The sequence below is a fragment of the Pseudomonas sp. GW821-FHT07B01 genome (genome assembly GCF_059419065.1).
Genome location: NZ_JBWKRA010000017.1, coordinates 23,871 through 43,767 on the forward strand (window position 1 = coordinate 23,871; position 19,897 = coordinate 43,767).

15 protein-coding genes are annotated in these 19,897 nt (G+C 61.1%); all 15 read right to left on the reverse strand.

Translation table 11 applies throughout. The annotated features are described in order from the left end of the window. Positions 1–3: 3 nt before the first annotated feature. Positions 4–864, reverse strand: coding sequence for a type II secretion system minor pseudopilin (locus AC07S6_RS18745; protein WP_490614877.1), 861 nt, complete (start codon positions 862–864; stop codon positions 4–6). Beyond that, a complete protein-coding gene (locus tag AC07S6_RS18750) occupies positions 861–1,409 on the reverse strand; it encodes a type II secretion system protein GspJ (RefSeq protein ID WP_495112771.1) in 549 nt (182 codons plus the stop codon). The genes AC07S6_RS18745 and AC07S6_RS18750 overlap by 4 nt, the downstream gene beginning before the upstream one ends. After that, complete coding sequence (gene gspI / locus AC07S6_RS18755) at positions 1,402–1,797, reverse strand: type II secretion system minor pseudopilin GspI (RefSeq protein ID WP_256595267.1); 396 nt, start codon at positions 1,795–1,797, stop codon at positions 1,402–1,404. Before gspI ends, AC07S6_RS18750 begins: the two co-directional genes overlap by 8 nt. Next, a complete protein-coding gene (gspH, locus tag AC07S6_RS18760; protein ID WP_495112772.1) occupies positions 1,787–2,248 on the reverse strand; it encodes a type II secretion system minor pseudopilin GspH in 462 nt (153 codons plus the stop codon). The genes gspI and gspH overlap by 11 nt, the downstream gene beginning before the upstream one ends. 4 nt (positions 2,249–2,252) lie before the next feature. Continuing rightward, positions 2,253–2,687 carry a type II secretion system major pseudopilin GspG gene (gspG, locus tag AC07S6_RS18765; RefSeq protein WP_495112773.1) on the reverse strand — a complete coding sequence of 145 codons (435 nt, stop codon included), beginning with the start codon at positions 2,685–2,687 and terminating at the stop codon, positions 2,253–2,255. Next, entirely contained in the window at positions 2,688–3,893 is a 1,206-nt protein-coding gene (gene gspF, locus AC07S6_RS18770; protein ID WP_495112774.1) for a type II secretion system inner membrane protein GspF, read from the reverse strand. A 2-nt stretch (positions 3,894–3,895) separates the two neighbouring features. Beyond that, positions 3,896–5,344, reverse strand: a complete 1,449-nt coding sequence (gene gspE / locus AC07S6_RS18775; RefSeq protein ID WP_495112775.1) for a type II secretion system ATPase GspE — start codon at positions 5,342–5,344, stop codon at positions 3,896–3,898. After that, entirely contained in the window at positions 5,341–7,176 is a 1,836-nt protein-coding gene (gene gspD, locus AC07S6_RS18780; RefSeq protein ID WP_495112798.1) for a type II secretion system secretin GspD, read from the reverse strand. The genes gspE and gspD overlap by 4 nt, the downstream gene beginning before the upstream one ends. 37 nt (positions 7,177–7,213) lie before the next feature. Beyond that, complete coding sequence (locus tag AC07S6_RS18785; RefSeq protein ID WP_495112776.1) at positions 7,214–7,711, reverse strand: type II secretion system protein N; 498 nt, start codon at positions 7,709–7,711, stop codon at positions 7,214–7,216. 181 nt (positions 7,712–7,892) lie between these two features. After that, the gene (gbpA, locus tag AC07S6_RS18790; protein ID WP_105225485.1) at positions 7,893–9,353 is read right to left on the reverse strand and encodes an N-acetylglucosamine-binding protein GbpA; all 1,461 of its coding nucleotides are present in this window, start codon (positions 9,351–9,353) and stop codon (positions 7,893–7,895) included. Positions 9,354–9,677: 324 nt separating this feature from the next. Beyond that, complete coding sequence (gene hemE, locus AC07S6_RS18795; protein ID WP_078731230.1) at positions 9,678–10,745, reverse strand: uroporphyrinogen decarboxylase; 1,068 nt, start codon at positions 10,743–10,745, stop codon at positions 9,678–9,680. A gap of 196 nt (positions 10,746–10,941) precedes the next feature. Further along, positions 10,942–12,360, reverse strand: a complete 1,419-nt coding sequence (locus tag AC07S6_RS18800; protein ID WP_046070563.1) for an FAD-dependent oxidoreductase — start codon at positions 12,358–12,360, stop codon at positions 10,942–10,944. Between the two features lie 32 nt (positions 12,361–12,392). After that, positions 12,393–16,838 (reverse strand): glutamate synthase large subunit, encoded by a 4,446-nt coding sequence (gene gltB / locus AC07S6_RS18805; protein ID WP_197880881.1) that lies wholly within the window; start codon positions 16,836–16,838, stop codon positions 12,393–12,395. Between the two features lie 352 nt (positions 16,839–17,190). Beyond that, positions 17,191–18,768, reverse strand: coding sequence for an SPOR domain-containing protein (locus AC07S6_RS18810; RefSeq protein WP_054896205.1), 1,578 nt, complete (start codon positions 18,766–18,768; stop codon positions 17,191–17,193). A gap of 9 nt (positions 18,769–18,777) precedes the next feature. Beyond that, entirely contained in the window at positions 18,778–19,878 is a 1,101-nt protein-coding gene (aroB, locus tag AC07S6_RS18815; RefSeq protein WP_034125577.1) for a 3-dehydroquinate synthase, read from the reverse strand. Positions 19,879–19,897: the final 19 nt, after the last annotated feature.

Consider the following 19,897-nt stretch of genomic DNA (forward strand, 5'->3'; position numbering starts at 1 on the left):
TTTTCATGATGAGGTCTCGCTCAGTAACGGCGCAGGAAAGCGACGTTGTACGACGCGCCAGCGCCCGGTTTTAAGCTCGCGCTCCACCTCGCTGGCCAGATGCAAGCGGCCGGTGCCCAAGCGCACGTCCACCTTGATCCGAAACCAACGACTGCTGACGCCCAGCCCATGGCCGGTCACGCCCAACCCGGCAATCAGCGGGTCACGGGTGAACGCCTGCACACTCGCGTAGCCAGTAGCCGGGCGTTGGCTGGCCAAGGCGACGGCAGTGGGTGGCGCGACACCCTCCAGGGTCGCCAGCATCTGCGGCAAGGCGGTGTTGATGTTCAAGCTAGCGTCCTTGGGCAGCAGCGCTACCCACGGCTCCAGTCGTCGTAGCGTCTGGCCGTCAATGCCCGGCAGCAGGCGCAACTGGCTGAGTTCACGTTGCGCCGGCACGTCACCTGTGGCCCGCAGGTCCAGTGCTGGTAACCCCAGGGAGGCGAGTAAACGCAACCAGCGCTGCTCGATGACTTGGTCCACTTGCCCGGTGCCAAGCAGGGCATTGACGTTCAAGCGTGCAGAAAGGTCTTCTATCTCAAGCGTGACGCGCGCGCCGTGCGCATCAAAGGGCCAGGCCGCGCTTGACCATGCCTGGCCGTGGTGGGTCAACGACGATGCGTCATCGTGCGGCGCCGTCAGTGTCACCATGGCCCACGCCTCGGCCGACAACGCCAACTGGCGCAGTTGCAACTGGTGGATCTGGCGGGCACTGCTCTGCACCATCAAGTGATGGCTGCGCAGCATGCCCGCAGTGAGCAACAACGCCAGGCTCATGACCAGCAACACGCTGAGTAGGGCGACACCCCGCTGCCGCTGTCTCATGGCGGCCCCTGGGGCAGAAGCAACACGCGGCGTACCTGCTCGAAGCGGCCGACCGACAACACCAGCTCGAGTGCTTGAGGAGGCGTCTGCGCAGCACCCCTGCCCACCGGCCATACATTGCTCCAGCCGGTGTCGGGGTCAAACAGGCGCCAATTCAACAAGCGCACGTCCTCCAGCAACTTCTGGCGCTCGACCCTTGACGACTCCAAGCCTCGGCTTTCACGCCACAGCACCTGATTGTCCAGGCGATACAGCACTTGTTGGCGCTCACTGCGTGGCAAGTCCTGCGGGTTACGCCAGTGAGTGCGCAGCAGTTGCAGGGAGGTGGGGCCAAGAGCAAATACCGAGGAAGCCACTTGCAAGGCATCCCGCTCGATGACCGCAATGGCGCGTTGCAGGCGACGCAGTTCCTGTTCATGACTGGCCGTGCCTTGTTGCGCCCGCACCACGGTGTCGAACAGACGCCCGCTGGCCAGCCCAAGCAGGGCGAAAATGGCCAATGCGATCACCAGTTCCAATAGAGTGAAACCCGCCTGCTTATTCATCCTCGGCGCGTATCCAACCCTGGGTGTGATAGACCGGCAAATCACTGCCGACGGGACTCACGCTGATATCGACTTTGAGCAGGCGAGCATCAGTGGTCGGGGTTATCGCCTGGTCGACGAGCCAATCGCGCCCATCGAAGCGCCGCAGCAGTTGCTGATGTCCCGACGCGGCTGGCTGCAAACGCAGTTCAGTCAGTTGGTTGTCTGCCACCCAGGCACACTGTGCCTGCTCTTGCAGTCGTGCATTCTGGCGCAACGAGTAGTGGCTGGCGGTGATCACGGCGCCCGCCAGTGTGGCGAAGATCACCAAGGCGATCATGACTTCCAGCAAGGTGAAACCACGATCGCTCGCGTGGCGATTGCGACGCCGCCGGTGCTTAGCTTTCAATGGACAACGCTCCGATTCCATCGCTGATAATGCGCGTCCACACCTGCCCTTCGGATACGAAGGACAAGACAAACGCGTTGACTTCATCGCTGCTGAGCATCAGCACTTGCGGCGCGAAGCTTTCAAGGCTCGAGCGCCGCCCTTCCTGTTCAAGGTGCAACTGCACGCCTTCCACCAGCCGCTGGGCCCCACCCGCAGGGCGCCAACCCTCGGGGTCGAGACGGTAGGCCTGATATTCGTCGCGCCGCACGCGAATGCCGTATTCATGCCCTTCGATCACCGCTTGCTCGCGCAAATGCTCGATCAGTTGCACCAATTGCGAAGCCTCCTGCCGCGCCTGACGGGCGGGGTTATTCCCGGCCACCAGGCTTATCGCGCCCAGCACGATGCCGATCAGTGCAATCACCACCATCAGTTCCAGCAAGGTAAAACCACGGCTATACCTGGGCACTGGATCAGTCTCCCCAGTTACCGATATCGGCGGCATGCCCCTCGCCGCCCGGCGCGCCATCGGCGCCGAAGGAATACAGGTCGTAGCCACCATTGACGGTACGCACGCCCGGGTTCAGGTATTGATAGGGCGTACCCCATGGGTCGACCGGCACACTTTTCAGGTAGCCCTGGGGGTTCCAGTGCCTCGGCGATGGGTTGCCCGCTGGCCGTTTGCTCAAGGCCTCGAGGCCTTGCAGGGTCGACGGGTAGTGCCCATTGTCGAGGCGGTACATCTCCAGGCTGGTGGCGACGGCCTGCACATCGGTCTTGGCCGCGGTCACCTTGGCCTGATCAGGCCTCCCCATGAACTGCGGCACCACAATGGCCCCCAGCACTCCGATAATGACCACCACCACCATGATTTCGATCAGGGTAAAACCGCGTTGTCCCTTCGGCATTCAGTTCACCAGTTGGTTAAGGCTGAGGATCGGCAACAGAATGGCCATGACGATCAGCAGCACCACGCCGCCCATCACCACCAGCATTGCCGGTTCGAACAGACTCACCACCAGCGTGATGCGGGCGGCGAGGCTTTTTTCCTGTTGCTCGGCGGCGCGCGCCAGCATCCTGTCGAGCTCACCGGCGCGTTCGCCGCTGGCAATCATGTGCAGCATCAGCGGCGGTATATCTCCACCGGCCTCGAGGCCTCGGGTCAACGTACCGCCCTCTCGCACCGAGCGCGCGACATCGCACATGCGGCTGCGGATGGTCACGTTACCGATGACCGCCGCGGCAATTTCCAGCGCATCCACCAGAGGCACGGCGCTCTTGCCAAGGATGGCCAAGGTACTGGCGAACCGGGCCGCCTCCATCTCACGAAACACTCCCCCCAACAACGGCAGGCGCAACACCAGGCGGTGCCACTGCCAGCGCCAGTGCGGCTGACGCAGGCTCCAACGCAGCAGCAAGCCTGCGCCCACCAGCATCAGCGCGAGTACCCAGGCATAGCCGCGTACACCCTGGCTGAGGGTGATCATCGCCTGGGTCAGCCAGGGCAACGGCTGGCCACTGTCGACGAAAATCTTCACCACATCCGGCACCACATAGCCGAGCAGGAAACCGACGATGGCCACGCAGGCGAACATCAACAACGCCGGATACACCAGCGCCAACTGGATCTTCTGGCGCGACGCCTGACGGGCTTCGGTATACGCCGCCAACTGCTCAAGGACATGCCCCAAGTACCCAGAGCGCTCACCCGCCGCAATGGTGGCGCGCAACACATCAGGAAAGGCCCTGGGATAGGCGCCGAGGGCCGACGCCAGGGATTGCCCCTCCATCACCCGGTCGCGTACCTGCGAGAGCACCGTGCTGACCCGGCGCTTCTGGCTCTGCTGGGCCACCGCTTGCAGTGCCTGTTCCAGCGGAAGCCCGGCCTGGACCAGGGTCGACAACTGCAAGGTCAGCAGCGCCAGGTCCGCAGCGCTCATTCTCGTCGCCCCACCCACTCCAGCCCCAATGCGTTCGCTTGCCAGTCGCATGCGGCTCGGCAGCAGGCCACGCTCACGCAGCAATTGCCGGGCATGGCGCGGGCTGTCGGCCTCTTGGCGCCCCTTGCATGAACGGCCAGAGCGGTCATGGGCGCGATAGTCATAGGTAGGCATGGCTAGTCTTCCTGGGTTACCCGCAACAACTCATCCACGCTGGTCAGCCCTTCAAGCACGCACCGACGACCATCCTCGAACAAGCTGCACGAGTACCGTCGTGCCTCGGCCAGTAGCGCCTGCTCACTGGCCCCCTGATGAATCAATGCGGACAGTGCCGGCGTAACCGTGACCAGTTCGTAGATACCGATACGCCCGCAGTAACCCTGGCGGCAGTTTTCGCAGCCCGCAGCCTTGAACACACGCGGCGCCTGGGCAGGATCGAGCCCCAGCCGACGGCACACCTCGGCATCGGCCACCACGGCGGTCTTGCAATCGGGGCACAACGTGCGTAACAAGCGCTGCGCGAGTACACCCACCAGGGACGAAGCCAGCAGATAAGCGTCTACGCCCATATCCACCAGGCGAGTGACAGCGCCAATCGCGCTGTTGGTGTGCAGCGTCGACAGCACCAGGTGCCCGGTGAGGGAAGCCTGAACGGCAATTTCGGCGGTTTCACTGTCCCTGATCTCGCCCACCATCACCACGTCCGGATCCTGGCGCAGGATCGCTCGCAAGCCACGCGCAAACGTCATGTCGACCTTGGGGTTGACCGGCGTCTGGCCGATGCCCGGCAGGTGATATTCAATGGGGTCTTCCACCGTGAGGATGTTGCGGGCCTGGTCATTGAGATGGGCCAGCGCGGCATACAAGCTGGTGGTCTTGCCCGAACCGGTGGGGCCGGTCACCAGGAAGATCCCGTGAGGTTTGCCAAGCAATTGCTGCAACTGACTGAGGGTACTCGGCGACATCCCCAGGCGCGCCAGTTGCAGGCGCCCGGCATGCTTGTCGAGCAGGCGCAGTACCACACGTTCGCCGTGAGCCGAAGGCAAGGTGGATACCCGTACGTCCACCTCATGCCCTGCCAGGCGTAGCGCCATGCGGCCATCCTGCGGCACACGTTTTTCGGCGATATCCAGGCGTGCCATGACTTTGATTCGCGACACCAGCAAGGTTGCCAGCTCACGCCGTGGCCGCAGCATTTCGCGCAGTTGCCCATCAACGCGCATGCGTACTACCAGCGTGTGCTCGAAGGTTTCCAGGTGGACATCCGAGGCCTTTGCCCGCACGGCCTCACTGAGCAATGCGTTGATCAACCGAATGATCGGCGCATCCCCTTGCTGCTCCAGCAGGTCGGCCGTTTGCGGCACCTGGTCCACCAGGCTGAACAAGTCCAGTTCCTCGTCCAAGCCTTGTGCGACCTGCTCGGCTGCCGCCTGCCCCTCGCTGTAAATCCGCGCCAACGCCAGGGCAAATGCTTCGTCAGTCACCAGGCGCGGCGGCAGTTCTTGCTCACACAGGCGCAGGGCCTCGGTAATCGCGCTCAATGGCGTAGCGCCACGGACGATTAAATGTCCATCGTCGATCAGTACACCGAAACGCCGGGCAAACCCGAAGGGCAATGGCTTCATTGGCTGACCCCGGGACGCTGGCGCAGGTCGAACAATTGGGCCGCTTCGTCGGGCAATTGCAGGGCGCCAGGTGGACGCTCGCCGCGCAAGTCCTGATAGCGTTCCTGGCTGAGCCTGGACAAGTCCTGGCCACTGCGTACGATCGTCGGGCGCAGGAAGACCATCAGGTTGCTCTTGACCTGGGTATCACGGCTCCAGCGAAACAACGCGCCCAGGTAAGGAATGTCACGCAACAGCGGCACACCGCTGGTCTGCGTTCGTACGCTGTCCTTGATCAGGCCACCGATCACGATGATCTCGCCATCATCCGCCAGGATCGTGCTTTTGAGCGCGCGCTTGTTGGTGATCAGGTCAGAGGAGTCGACGCCAGCGACCGCAGGCGCGATATCGGAGACCTCTTGCGCGACTTCCAGGCGCAGGGTCGAGCCCTCGTTGATATAGGGCTTGATCTTGAGGCTGATCCCGACGTCCTTGCGCTCCACCGTAGTGAAGGGATTATCCGCACCGCTGCTGTTGGTCGCGTAGGAGCCGGTCTTGAACGGCACGTTCTGACCGACGATGATTTCCGCCTCCTGGTTGTCCAGGGTCAGCAGGCTCGGCGTCGATAACAGGTTGCTACGCGTGTTGCTGGCCAGGGCGGATACCAACGCACCGAATCGATCGCCACCCAGCTTTAGCAGGGCCCCCTCCGGCGCGACGGTTTTATCATCGAACTTGAGCGCGCCAAGGATTGGGATACCAGTACCGGGGAAGTTTACAAGCCCTTGACTGCTACCCCGATTGAACGACCACTGCACCCCCAGTGCCTCGCTGATATCACCGCTGACTTCAACGATGGCGGCGTGAATCAATACTTGGGCGCGAGGCTGGTCCAGCTCGCGCACGATGCCCTCAAGGGTGGCCAGTTGTACCGCTTCGGCAACGACCACCAGGGCATTCTGGCTTTCATCGGCCCTGACCATGAAAGGCGCGTTGGCCGTCGATTCTTTCAGGGCTGCGCCGCTGGGTTGGGTTTTCATCCCTTGCCCCATGGAATCCAGCACCTCGGCCAATTGCTTGGCGTCGCTGTAGCGCAGGCGGATGACGCGGGCATTGTCCAGGCGGGCGGGCGTCGCCGTATCCAGGCTACGCGCCAGTTGTACCAGGCGCTGGCGCGCAGCCGCCGTGCCCACGATCACCAGCCGGTTGCTGCGCGTGTCGGCCAGGACCTGAATGGGACTGTCGGCAGCCTGCTTGCCGATGGACGCCTCCATCAGGCGCGCAATATCTGCCGCCACACCATGCTGCAAGACCACCAGTTCGTGCGCATTCTTCGCACCGGAATCCAACTGCCGGACGACATCGCCAATACGACGCACATTGCGAGCGGAATCCGTGATCACCAACGCATTGGCTGATACCGAAGGACCGACGTAACCGTTGGCCGAAATCAATGGCCGCACCAGTCCCGCCAGATCTGCTGCGTTGCTGGCCCCCAAGGCAATGACTTGAGTGACGAACTGCTGTGCAGCCGATACCTGCGCGTCTGCATCGCCGGCCTGGCTCTTGGCCTGGGCTGCCGGAATGATGAGCAACTGGTCGCCTTGGTCGATCACCGTAAAATCATGGGCATCGAGCACACTGTAAAACAGTCGTCGCACACCCTCGCGATCCAACGCCTGACGTGACACCACGCTGATGCGCCCCTGGACTTTTGGGTCCAGGATCACCGTGGTGTCGAGGATACTCGACATCTCCTCCACGACATCGCGCAGCTCGGCATCGTTCATCGCCAACTGCCAGCGTTGCTCTGCTGCCAACGATTGCTCGGCATACCACAACATGCCTAGCATCAACGCCCCGACAGCGCCTTTCAGGGTACTCATGGGCCTAGTGACTCCTGGTTTTTTCGACCGTAGGCCGTAAATGAACGGTGGCGGCTGGGCTCTGCGCCTGCGCGAGCTGAAGAAATCGCCCGGTGTTTGCCCTGTGCAGGTTCAGCGACTCTTCACGCCCCTCGCGCCACAACACCACCTGCGCCGTCTCGATGCGACGCAGCACGCTGCCTCCCGGCAAGCGCTCGCCGGTACGGTAAAACCGCGCCCCGTCAGGGCCGTCCAACAGCGCGCGCGAATCGCTGTCGTTGGCAACCACAATGGCCCGCAGTGTCAGCGGCTCGGTACTGTTCAAGCGGCGGCCTTGGGTCGCCAGGCCAAACACTGTCGCCACTGCAAGGGTATTGAGCGTGACGGCTTGCGGTGCCGCGGCTACGGGCAGAGGCGCCGTCGGCACAGATGTGATCGACACTTGGCGCAACTGCCATTCTTGATAGGCAAGCGAGAGCCCATAGCTCAAAGGCAATAGCAGCAACAATACGGTCGGCTTCATAGCGAGAAATCAAAACCTTGAAACAAATAGCATCAAGTAACAGAGGCCCATGAAAATCCTGACCACGGACCAACCTCGAGGCGCCATCAATTAATGCAGCCTGTTTAAAAAAAGTATTCACCTAAGAAAAAATACCCAGGCAAGTTCGATACAACTTGCCTGGGCTTAGTCAACTAATGAATCAAAGTTGATCCCACGCCGTCTGCCAGTGATGGCCTACCCCCGGTTCAAAACCGTTGGCAGTGGGCAGGTATTGTTTGCAGTAACCCGACGCAGGGAACGGTTTGCACTCATAAACTTCACCCGTTTTCGAATGCAATACGCGGGTACCCGCTTCGTAGCTTGCCAGCCCTTCAGGGAAGACGAAGTGATAGTCCTTCGCCCCGCCTTCACCCGTCAGGTTCACAGGTTGGGTGTCCTGGCGCGTGGTACGCCCATCGACCGTGGTGCCCAGCAGCGTCATATGATGCGTGCCCGGCTCGCTACGCACGTCCATTTCCAGCCAGTTGCTGTAGCCCTGCGCGAGGGCCTTGAGCGTGCCGACCGACTTGTTGTTGGCATCGAACAGCGTGGCTTCGACGTTCATGTCGCGGTTGGCGATCATGGCAAAGCGTACCTTTGCGCGGCCCTTGTCCAATACGTACTCGCTGGCGATTGCGGACAACGCCATGCGCGCCTGCGTGTCCTCCTTGACGTCCAGGGTCAGCTCATAGCGAATAACGCCGCTGTCCTTTTGAGCGAACAGATTGTTGCTGCCTTTGACAGGGGCAATATTGCCCTGCTCATCGCGAATACCCGCCTGGATCAGGGTCTGGGACTGATTGACCTTTTCAGCCAGCTTGAACGACCAGTTCTGCGGTTGACCCTCGTCGACGCTATCAATCGTGATTTCAACCGAATAGGCCGCGCTCTCGCCACTAGCGGTGAAAGCCCGGGCCTTGACCTTGTCACCCACCAGCAGCGTAGCGGATGGCGCGATGCTACCAACGGCGCTCCAACCGCCCGGCAACTCGGGCTCCGCCAGGATGTTCACATCGACCACGTTATAGAAGGCCGCGTCGGTATCCCCGACCGTCCAGACGCCGAGGATTACATGTGGCCCACTCTTATCCTGGGGGATCACACAGGCATGCTTGTCGCCACTGACGGGAAGCACATTGCCACCATCTACCGCACAGAATGGCGTACCGTCAAACGATGCACGCTTGAGCGGTTCGTTGGGATTCCAGCCATTACGGGTAATGAAGTACTCATGTTTGGTGGCCGGGTGCGCCGCCGTGTATTTCCAGTCGAAGTTGATGTTTCTGTCTTTGATTTCGGTCTGGTACCAACGATTGGCGGATTGAGCGTCCATGGCCGAGAACAGGCCGATACCACCACTGGCAATCTTGCCGTCCACAGGGCCCTGCAACGGAGCACCGCCTACGCCGGCGGGAAACCCTTTGAAGGTTTCACCCACACTTTGCGGCTCGTATTGCGCGCCGCCGCAATCTTTGTTCAGGCCTTTCTGGCACTGGAAGGCGCGTGAAGGTGGATCATTCAGATAACCATGCGCCTGTGCACTCTGAGCAGGTATCAACAATGCACTTAACAACGCCAGCGAAGAAACACCGCCCCAACGTGACAGGTCTTTTTTAATCATTAAATTCGAGCCCTACTTAACCAGACAATAAAACCCACATCCGAAAATATGGAATACGCTTTTAAGGTTTCTGTACTGCGAGCGGGATCGAATTTTACGGATATAGAAATTAATTAATGTAGGAATAGTTGAATAATGCCAATCGAAATCTCCCAAAAAATATAAACACCACATTTGACTAGGAATAGTCCTACGTATTTAAACAATTTAAACGAACTGTGGCCAGGCGATAAGAAATCCGCCCAGCCATAAACAGTTTATTCAGGTTATCAGCGACAACATCACCCTCTTATTGCAAGAGGGTGATGACATAAAACCTTGGGACTACACGTGATATTGCGCGGACAACTCATGCACCGCCTGCAGGAAAGCCCCGGCATGCTCAGGATTCACTTCCGGCGTAATGCCATGACCCAGGTTAAACACATGACCGGTGCCCTTGCCATAGCTGGCCAGGATGCGTCCGACTTCGGCGCGGATCGCTTCTGGCTTGGCGTACAGCACGGTCGGGTCCATGTTGCCTTGCAGGGCAACCTGGTTGCCGACGCGACGGCGCGCTTCGCCGAGGTCGCAGGTCCAGTCCAGGCCCAATGCATCGGCGCCCGCGTCAGCGATGCTTTCCAGCCACAGGCCGCCGCCTTTGGTGAACATGATCACCGGAACCTTGCGGCCCTCGTGCTCACGGATCAGGCCGCTGACGATCTTGCGCATGTAGGCTAGGGAGAACTCCTGGTACGCCGCCGCCGACAGGTTGCCACCCCAGGTGTCGAAAATCTGTACCGCTTGGGCACCCGCCATGATCTGGCCGTTGAGGTAGGACGTGACCGACTGCGCCAGCTTGTCCAGCAACAGGTGCATGGCTTGCGGGTTGTCGTAGAGCATGGCTTTGGTCTTGCGGAAGTCTTTCGACGAGCCGCCTTCAACCATGTAGGTGGCCAGGGTCCAGGGGCTGCCGGAGAAACCGATCAGCGGCACGCGGCCGTTGAGCTCGCGGCGGATGGTGCTCACAGCATCCATCACGTAGCCCAGGTCTTTGTGTGGGTCAGGGATCGGCAGGGCTTCGATATCGGCCAGGGTGCTGACGACTTTCTTGAAGCGCGGGCCTTCGCCGGTTTCGAAGTACAGGCCTTGGCCCATGGCATCCGGGATGGTGAGGATATCGGAGAAGAGGATGGCCGCATCCAGTTGAGGGTAGCGGTCCAGCGGCTGCATCGTGACTTCGCAGGCGAACTCCGGGTTCATGCACAGGCTCATGAAATCACCGGCGTTGGCGCGACTGGCGCGGTATTCCGGCAGATAGCGACCGGCTTGACGCATCATCCACACCGGGGTGACGTCTACGGGTTGCTTGAGCAGGGCACGAAGGAAACGGTCGTTCTTGAGGGCAGTCATGTCGGCATCCGCAAAAAAAGTGCGGGCATTTTCTCAGAGCGCGACGCAAAAGGCACGGAATGCACCGTGCCTTTTGTCTATCGGGTCAATTTGTCGCGGCAATGCCGCCGCAGGATCGTTCCCACGCTCCGCGTCATGCTGTTCGGGACGCGGAGCGTCCCTGGCGGCATTCCCACGCAGAGCGTGGGAACGATCATCAGACTTGCAGGTAGTCCAGGATGCCTTCGGCGGCGTTACGGCCTTCGAAGATCGCGGTGACCACCAGGTCCGACCCGCGCACCATGTCGCCACCGGCGAAGATCTTCGGGTTGCTGGTCTGGTGCTTGTACTGGCCTTGCTCCGGGGCTACGACGCGGCCCTGGCTGTCGGTCTGGATTTCGAACTGCTCGAACCACGACGCCGGGCTTGGACGGAAACCGAAGGCGATGACCACGGCGTCGGCCGGGATGATCTCTTCGGAACCCGGGATCGGCTCGGGGCTGCGACGGCCACGGGCATCCGGCTCGCCGAGACGGGTCTCGACCACCTTCACACCTTCCACACGGTCTTCACCGACGATGGCAATCGGCTGGCGGTTGTAGAGAAATTTCACGCCTTCTTCCTTGGCGTTCTTCACCTCTTTGCGCGAGCCGGGCATGTTGGCTTCGTCACGGCGATAAGCGCAGGTCACCGACTTGGCGCCCTGGCGGATCGAGGTGCGGTTGCAGTCCATCGCAGTGTCACCACCGCCCAGCACCACCACCTTCTTGCCTTTCATGTCGACGAAATCTTCCGGCGATTTTTCAAAGCCCAGGTTGCGGTTGACGTTGGCGATCAGGAAGTCGAGCGCGTCATATACTCCGGGCAAGTCCTCACCGGCAAAGCCGCCTTTCATGTAGGTGTAGGTGCCCATGCCCATGAACACCGCATCGTATTCGGCGAGCAGTTGCTCCATGGTGATGTCTTTGCCGATTTCGGTATTGAGGCGGAACTCGATACCCATGCCGGTGAACACTTCACGACGGTGGCTCAGTACGGTTTTTTCCAGCTTGAATTCAGGGATACCGAAGGTCAGCAGGCCACCGATTTCCGGATTCTTGTCGAACACCACCGGGGTCACGCCGCCGCGCACCAACACGTCGGCACACCCCAGGCCAGCAGGGCCCGCGCCGATGATCGCGACGCGCTTGCCGGTTGGCTTGACCTTGGACATGTCCGGACGCCAGCCCATGGCGAACGCCGTATCGGTGATGTACTTCTCCACCGAACCGATGGTCACCGCGCCGAAGCCGTCGTTGAGAGTGCAGGCACCTTCACACAGACGGTCTTGCGGACACACCCGGCCGCAGACTTCCGGCAGGGTGTTGGTCTGGTGCGACAGCTCGGCGGCGGCGAGGATGTTGCCCTCGGCCACCAGCTTGAGCCAGTTGGGAATGAAGTTGTGCACCGGGCACTTCCATTCGCAATACGGGTTACCGCAACCCAGGCAGCGATGGGCCTGGTCGGCCGAGTGCTGGGGTTTGAAAGGTTCGTAGATTTCCACGAACTCTTTCTTGCGTTGACGCAACAGTTTCTTCTTCGGATCTTTGCGCCCGACATCGATGAACTGGAAGTCGTTATTCAGACGTTCAGCCATGTTAAAACCTCATCAAACTGTTCAGGCGCATATCACTGCGGGTTGGCACGGATGCTGGAAAGCAACGATTTCAGGTTGGCAGCCTTGGGCTTGACCAGCCAGAAACGACGCAGGTAATCATCGAGGTTTTCGGCGAGGTTACGACCCCATTCGCTGCCGGTTTCCTCGACGTACTCGTCCAGCACGTGCTGCAAGTGGTTCCGGTAGGATTCCATGGCTTCGCCGCTGATGCGCTGGATCTCGACCAACTCGTGGTTGACCTTGTCGACGAAGGTGTTGTCCTGGTCGAGCACGTAGGCGAAACCGCCGGTCATGCCCGAACCGAAGTTGTAACCGGTCTTGCCCAGTACCGCGACAAAGCCTCCGGTCATGTACTCGCAGCAGTGATCGCCAGTGCCTTCCACCACGGTGTGAGCACCGGAGTTACGCACGGCGAAACGCTCACCGGCAGTACCTGCGGCAAACAGCTTGCCACCGGTGGCGCCGTACAGGCAGGTGTTGCCGATGATGGCACTGTCCTGGGTCTTGTACACGCTGCCAGCCGGCGGAACGATGACCAGTTTGCCGCCAGTCATGCCCTTGCCCACGTAGTCGTTGGCGTCGCCTTCCAGGTACATGTGCAGGCCGCCGGCGTTCCACACGCCGAAGCTCTGGCCCGCAGTGCCCTTGAAGCGGAAGGTGATCGGCGCTTTCGCCATGCCCTGGTTACCGTGCTTGCGTGCGATTTCGCCGGAGATGCGTGCGCCGATGGAACGGTCGCAGTTGCAGATATCCAGGGCGAACTCGCCACCGCTGGCGTCGTTGATCGAGGAGCCGGCCATTTCGACCATTTTCTCGGCCAGCAGGCCTTTGTCGAACGGTGGGTTGCGGTCCACCTGGCAGAATTGTGGCTTGTCTGCCGGGATGTGATCGCTGCCCAACAGCGGGGTGAGGTCCAGATGTCGTTGCTTGGCGGTCTGGCCTTCGAGGATGTCCAACAGGTCGGTGCGACCGATCAGCTCTTCCAGCGAACGCACGCCCAATTTGGCCAGCCACTCACGGGTTTCTTCGGCAACGTAGGTGAAGAAATTCACCACCATGTCGACAGTGCCGATGTAGTGATCCTTGCGCAGTTTTTCGTTCTGAGTCGCTACGCCGGTAGCGCAGTTGTTCAGGTGGCAGATGCGCAGGTATTTGCAGCCCAGGGCGATCATGGGCGCGGTGCCGAAGCCGAAACTTTCGGCGCCGAGGATCGCGGCCTTGATCACATCGAGGCCGGTTTTCAGGCCGCCGTCGGTCTGTACTCGCACCTTGCCGCGCAGGTCGTTGCCGCGCAGGGTCTGGTGGGTTTCGGCCAGGCCGAGTTCCCACGGTGCACCGGCGTACTTGATCGAGGTCAGCGGCGAAGCGCCGGTGCCGCCGTCGTAGCCGGAGATGGTGATCAGGTCGGCATAGGCCTTGGCCACACCGGCGGCGATGGTGCCGACGCCGGCTTCTGCCACCAGTTTCACCGAGACCAGGGCCTGGGGGTTGACTTGTTTCAAGTCGAAAATCAGCTGCGACAAGTCTTCAATCGAGTAAATGTCGTGGTGCGGCGGTGGCGAGATCAACGTCACGCCCGGCACCGCATAGCGCAGCTTGGCGATCAAACCGTTGACCTTGCCGCCTGGCAGTTGACCGCCCTCACCCGGCTTGGCGCCTTGGGCCACCTTGATCTGCAGCACCTCGGCGTTCACCAGGTACTCCGGGGTCACCCCGAAACGGCCGGTGGCCACCTGCTTGATCTTCGAGCTTTTGAGCGTGCCGTAGCGCGCCGGGTCTTCACCGCCTTCGCCGGAGTTGGAACGCGCACCCAGGCGGTTCATGGCTTCGGCCAGGGCTTCGTGAGCTTCCGGCGACAAGGCGCCCAGGGAAATACCGGCGGAGTCGAAGCGCTTGAGGATCGATTCCAGCGGCTCGACTTCGGCGATGTCCATCGGCGTGTCCAGAGTTTTCACCTTGAACAGATCGCGGATCATCGACACCGGGCGGTTGTCCACCAGGCTCGTGTATTCCTTGAACTTGGCGTAGTCGCCCTGCTGCACAGCGGCTTGCAGGGTGTTGACCACGTCCGGGTTGTAGGCATGGTATTCGCCACCGTGCACGAACTTGAGCAGGCCACCTTGCTGGATCGGCTTGCGCGCGCTCCAGGCCTCCAAGGCCAGGGCTTTTTGCTCGGCTTCGATGTCGACGAAACGCGCACCTTTGATGCGGCTCGGTACGCCACGGAAGCTCAGCTCGCAGACTTCTTCGGACAGGCCGATGGCTTCGAACAACTGCGCGCCACGGTAGGAGGTGACGGTGGAGATGCCCATCTTCGACAGGATCTTCAGCAGGCCCTTGGTGATGCCCTTGCGGTAGTTCTTGAACACCTCATAGAGGTCTCCCAGCACTTCACCGGTACGGATCAGGTCACCCAGCACTTCGTACGCGAGGAACGGGTACACCGCCGAAGCGCCGAAACCGATCAGCACCGCAAAATGATGCGGGTCGCGGGCAGTGGCGGTTTCCACGAGGATGTTGGAGTCGCAGCGCAGGCCTTTTTCGGTCAGGCGGTGGTGCACCGCACCGGTCGCCAGGGACGCGTGGATCGGCAACTTGCCCGGCGCGATGTGGCGGTCGGTCAGTACGATCTGGGTACGGCCGGCACGCACGGCTTCTTCAGCCTGGTCAGCAACGTTACGCACTGCGGCTTCAAGGCCCAGGCTCTCGTCGTAGTTCAGGTCGATGATCTGGCGATCGAAGCCCGGACGCTCCAGGGTCATCAGCGAGCGCCATTTGGCCGGGGAAATGACCGGCGAGCTGAGGATCACGCGGGAGGCATGCTCAGGCGATTCCTGGAAGATGTTGCGCTCGGCGCCGAGGCACACTTCCAGGGACATCACGATGGCTTCACGCAGCGGGTCGATCGGCGGGTTGGTCACCTGGGCGAACTGCTGGCGGAAATAGTCGTACGGCGTGCGCACGCGCTGGGAAAGCACGGCCATTGGCGTGTCGTCACCCATGGAGCCTACGGCTTCGTAGCCTTGCTCACCGAGTGGGCGCAACACCTGGTCGCGCTCTTCGAACGTGACCTGGTACATCTTCATGTACTGCTTGAGCTGGTCGACGTCATAGAAAGCCGAACCGTGGTCGTTGTCTTCCATGGTCGCCTGGATGCGCAGGGCGTTCTTGCGCAGCCATTGCTTGTACGGGTGACGGGACTTCAAGCGGTTGTCGATGGCGTCGGTGTCGAGGATCTGCCCGGTCTCGGTGTCCACGGCCAGGATCTGGCCAGGGCCCACACGGCCTTTGGCGATCACGTCTTCAGGCTTGTAGTCCCACACGCCGATTTCCGAGGCGAGGGTGATGAAACCGTTGGTGGTGGTCACCCAACGCGCCGGGCGCAGGCCGTTACGGTCGAGCAGGCACACCGCATAGCGGCCGTCGGTCATGACCACGCCGGCCGGGCCGTCCCACGGTTCCATGTGCATCGAGTTGTACTCGTAGAACGCACGCAGGTCCGGGTCCATCGTCTCGACGTTCTGCCACGCTGGCGGAATGATCATGCGCACGCCACGGAACAGGTCGATGCCGCCGGTGACCATCAGTTCGAGCATGTTGTCCATGCTGGAGGAGTCGGAACCCACGCGATTGACCAGCGGGCCGAGCTCTTCGAGGTCCATCAAATCGTTGGCGAACTTGGTGCGACGGGCCTGGGCCCAGTTGCGGTTGCCAGTGATGGTATTGATCTCGCCGTTGTGGGCGAGGAAGCGGAATGGCTGGGCCAGCGGCCATTTCGGCAGGGTATTGGTGGAGAAGCGCTGGTGGAACACGCAGATTGCGGTTTGCAGGCGCTCATCGCTCAGGTCTGGATAGAAGGCGGTGAGGTCCGCCGGCATCATCAGGCCTTTATAAATGATGGTCTTGTGGGAAAAGCTGCAGATGTAATGGTCAGTGTCGGCGGCGTTGAGCACCGACGAACGACGACGGGACGTGAACAGCTTGATCGCCATGTCCTGGTCGCTCAGGCCATCGCCTGCGATGAACACTTGTTCGATCTGCGGCAGGCGCTCCAGGGCCAGACGGCCGAGTACGCTGGTGTCGATGGGCACTTTGCGCCAGCCGACGATTTGCAGGCCGGCGGCGGCGATCTCGCGGTTCATGTTCTCGCGAGCGGCTTCGGCTTTTACCGGGTCCTGGTTGAAAAACACCATGCCCACGGCGTACTGCTTGGGCAGTTCGACCGCGAATTGCTCTTTGGCGACAGCGCGCAGGAACTGGTCGGGCTTTTGAATCAGCAAGCCACAGCCGTCACCGGTCTTGCCGTCGGCGTTGATCCCACCGCGGTGGGTCATGCAGGTCAGGGCCTCGATGGCCGTTTGCAAAAGGGTATGACTGGGTTCGCCCTGCATGTGGGCTATCAGGCCGAAACCGCAGTTATCCTTGAATTCATCGGGTTGGTACAGACCTGCTTTCATAGACACTTTCTCACCAGGCTGCCTCTTTTACCGAGGCAAATTTCTTTTCAATTCAACCGGTTACCTTCCACGCCGAACGTACGCCGGCTTAGCGGGGGCAAAAGGGAGGTCATTGTACACACCGACACAGACGCTCACAAATTTAGCGACGAAATGTCGCAAATCTATGTCGCATTTATGAAAGGTTTAAAGCGATATGCTGTGCTAGTCAAAACTTTTTTAATTCTGACCGCTACGACTCAAAAGCCACTGTGACGCAGACACCACAAAGCGCGCGGTCTCGGGAGACTGCACGCACTTGCGGATTTTTTTGAGGTGCCGGGAGGGCGGCCTGGGTAAGGCCGCCGGATCTTCAGCGAGTTGCTGCCAGTTCTTGTTGAACGCTGGCAACAGTGCGAGGCCAAGGTTTACCAGCCTGAACCTTCGCTGGCAAGGCTTTGATAGCAGAATCGGCTGCGGCGCGGCTTGGGAAGCTGCCGTAGGTGATCACGTAGAGAGGCTTGCCGTTGAGCACTTTCTTGAAATAACGGTACTGGCCGCCCTGCTCTTTGACGAACGCCTGGGCGTTGGCTTCGGAGCTGGTGCCGAGGATCTGTACCACGAAGTTACCGGTAGGCTGGCTGCTGTACCAGCTGCTGCCAGCAGCGCCGGCCTTGGCAACGGTGGCGGCTGGTTTTTCCGCAGGCTTGGCGGCCGGGGCTGGTTTGGCGGCTGGCGCTGGTGCGACAGGCTTGGTCACCGGAGCAGGCTTGGCGGTAGCAACGGTGGGCGCCGGCGTAGGAGTCGGCTTGGCGACCGGAGCAACCGGCGTCGCTGGCACACCGGCCGGTACGCCTGCAGGTGGCGCGGTAGTGGTCACGGTCGGCGGCGTGGCGCTGGAGCCTTCCACCGGCACACCGTCGTCGCCTTCGGAGATGCCACCGGCTTCTTCAGCCAGAGGGCCGCGCATCACAGGTTGGCCGACCATCGGCAGGTTGGTCGGTTGGCCGGAGTTGGCAAATTCGACGTTTGGCGTGGGCTTGCCCAGTGGCAACTGCGCCTGTTCGGTTGGCGCGCCAGTGGTTGTCGGTGCTTTATTGCGGCCCGGGATCAACCAGGCGGCGGCAACAGCGACCACGACAACGGCGGAAATAGCCAATACGTGCTTCTTAGGCATAGTGAACCCCATCTTTGGACGCTTGACCGCAGAGCGGCTGGCAATCATGGCTTCGATCATGGCATCGCGGGCAACCTGGTTGATGTTTCCAGGCCAGCCATCGGAGCTTTCGTGAATATCAGAGATCTGCGCAGCGGTGAAAAGTTCGATACCCGCCCCTGCGCCTTCAAGACGTTGTGCAAGGTATTCGCGGGTTTCTTCCTCTTCGTACGGCTGCAACTCGATGACGTGAAACAGCTCCTGCTCACCGCTGATCTGCTCCAGATCGGCGATCAACGACGACTCACCGAACAGGAACACATGCGGGCGACCTTCCGGCGTACCCGCTGCCAGCGCCAGCAAGGCTTCCAGGGCCGATTCGTCGAGCTGCTCGGCGTCGTCTACCAACAGGTAGACTTCCTGGCCGGTCAGGCCCAATTGCACCACCTGCTTGAGAATCGCGTTCGGCTCGGCGTTGGAGACGTTCAACGCTTGCGCCACCTCGCGCAGTACGCCAGCCGCATCACCGGCACCGCGGGCCGATACCACCACGCTCTGCACCGATTGTTTGTTGGTGCTGGCCACAAGCGCCTGGCGCAGCAAGGTCTTGCCGCTGCCCAGAGGGCCGGTCACCACCAGCAGCAACTGGCTGTAGCGCGCGAGGTGATGCAACTGCCCCAGTACCGGCTTGCGCTGGGCGGGGAAGAACTTGAAACCCGGCACCCGTGGAGCGAAGGGGTCGTGGCTCAAGTGATAATGGCCGAGGAACGCCTCGTCGGCATGCAAACTAGTCATCGGGTCTTATTAACCTTTGAGCTGGGCCAGGGCGCGGTAATCCGCTCCCAGCGTGGCCTGTAGAATCTCTTTTGGATAATCGTCGGTCACCACGGCTTCGCCGATGTGGCGCAGCAGTACCAGTCGAAGTCGACCGTCGATCACTTTCTTGTCTATCGCCATATGTTCAAGGAAATCCGCCTCGGTCATCTCCGTGGGCGGAACGACCGGCAAACCGGCACGCTGGAACAGGCGGATACCGCGATCGCGCTCTTGGGCGCTGATCCAGCCCAGGCGCTGCGACATATCCAATGCCATCACCGTACCAGCCGCCACGGCCTCCCCATGCAGCCACACACCATAGCCCATGTGCGTTTCGATCGCATGGCCGAAGGTGTGGCCCAGGTTCAGCGTGGCCCGCACGCCGGACTCGCGCTCGTCGGCATTGACCACCAGCGCCTTGGCCGCGCAAGAGCGGGAGATCGCTTCGGTCAGGGCTACCTGATCGAGGGCGCGCAAGGCGTCCATGTGTTCTTCCAGCCAGGTCAGGAACGGCTCATCGCAAATCAGGCCGTACTTGATGACTTCCGCCAGCCCCGCCGACAGCTCGCGCGGCGGCAAGGTGTTGAGGGTAGCGGTGTCGATCAGCACAGCCTGAGGCTGGTAGAACGCGCCGACCATGTTCTTGCCCAACGGGTGGTTGATACCGGTCTTGCCACCCACCGACGAATCGACCTGGGACAGCAAGGTGGTCGGCACCTGGATGAAATCCACGCCGCGCTGGTAGCAGGCCGCGGCAAACCCGGCCATGTCGCCAATCACACCGCCGCCCAGGGCGACCACAGTGGTTCGACGGTCATGGCGCGCAGTCAGCAGGCCATCAAAGATCAGTTGCAGGGTTTCCCAGTTTTTGTGGGCTTCGCCGTCAGGCAACACCACGGAGATCACCGAGTACGCCGCCAGGCTGCGGCTCAGACGCTCAAGATACAGCGGCGCGACCGTTTCGTTGGAGATGATCGCCACCTGTCGGCCGGCAATATGCGGCGCAAGCAGTTCGGGCTGGTCCAACAGACCTGCGCCAATGTGGATCGGGTAGCTGCGCTCGCCTAGATCGACCTTAAGTGTCTGCATGTGTCCCCGCGTTGAAGAT

Bases quoted from the DNA above. Each gene is read 5' to 3' on its own strand.
- AC07S6_RS18745 (WP_490614877.1), bottom strand. From the start codon at position 864: ATGAGACAGCGGCAGCGGGGTGTCGCCCTACTCAGCGTGTTGCTGGTC.
- AC07S6_RS18750 (WP_495112771.1), bottom strand. From the start codon at position 1,409: ATGAATAAGCAGGCGGGTTTCACTCTATTGGAACTGGTGATCGCATTG.
- gspG (WP_495112773.1), bottom strand. From the start codon at position 2,687: ATGCCGAAGGGACAACGCGGTTTTACCCTGATCGAAATCATGGTGGTG.
- gspF (WP_495112774.1), bottom strand. From the start codon at position 3,893: ATGCCTACCTATGACTATCGCGCCCATGACCGCTCTGGCCGTTCATGC.
- gspE (WP_495112775.1), bottom strand. From the start codon at position 5,344: ATGAAGCCATTGCCCTTCGGGTTTGCCCGGCGTTTCGGTGTACTGATC.
- gspD (WP_495112798.1), bottom strand. From the start codon at position 7,176: ATGCTAGGCATGTTGTGGTATGCCGAGCAATCGTTGGCAGCAGAGCAA.
- AC07S6_RS18785 (WP_495112776.1), bottom strand. From the start codon at position 7,711: ATGAAGCCGACCGTATTGTTGCTGCTATTGCCTTTGAGCTATGGGCTC.
- gbpA (WP_105225485.1), bottom strand. From the start codon at position 9,353: ATGATTAAAAAAGACCTGTCACGTTGGGGCGGTGTTTCTTCGCTGGCG.
- hemE (WP_078731230.1), bottom strand. From the start codon at position 10,745: ATGACTGCCCTCAAGAACGACCGTTTCCTTCGTGCCCTGCTCAAGCAA.
- AC07S6_RS18800 (WP_046070563.1), bottom strand. From the start codon at position 12,360: ATGGCTGAACGTCTGAATAACGACTTCCAGTTCATCGATGTCGGGCGC.
- gltB (WP_197880881.1), bottom strand. From the start codon at position 16,838: ATGAAAGCAGGTCTGTACCAACCCGATGAATTCAAGGATAACTGCGGT.
- AC07S6_RS18810 (WP_054896205.1), bottom strand. From the start codon at position 18,768: ATGACTAGTTTGCATGCCGACGAGGCGTTCCTCGGCCATTATCACTTG.
- aroB (WP_034125577.1), bottom strand. From the start codon at position 19,878: ATGCAGACACTTAAGGTCGATCTAGGCGAGCGCAGCTACCCGATCCAC.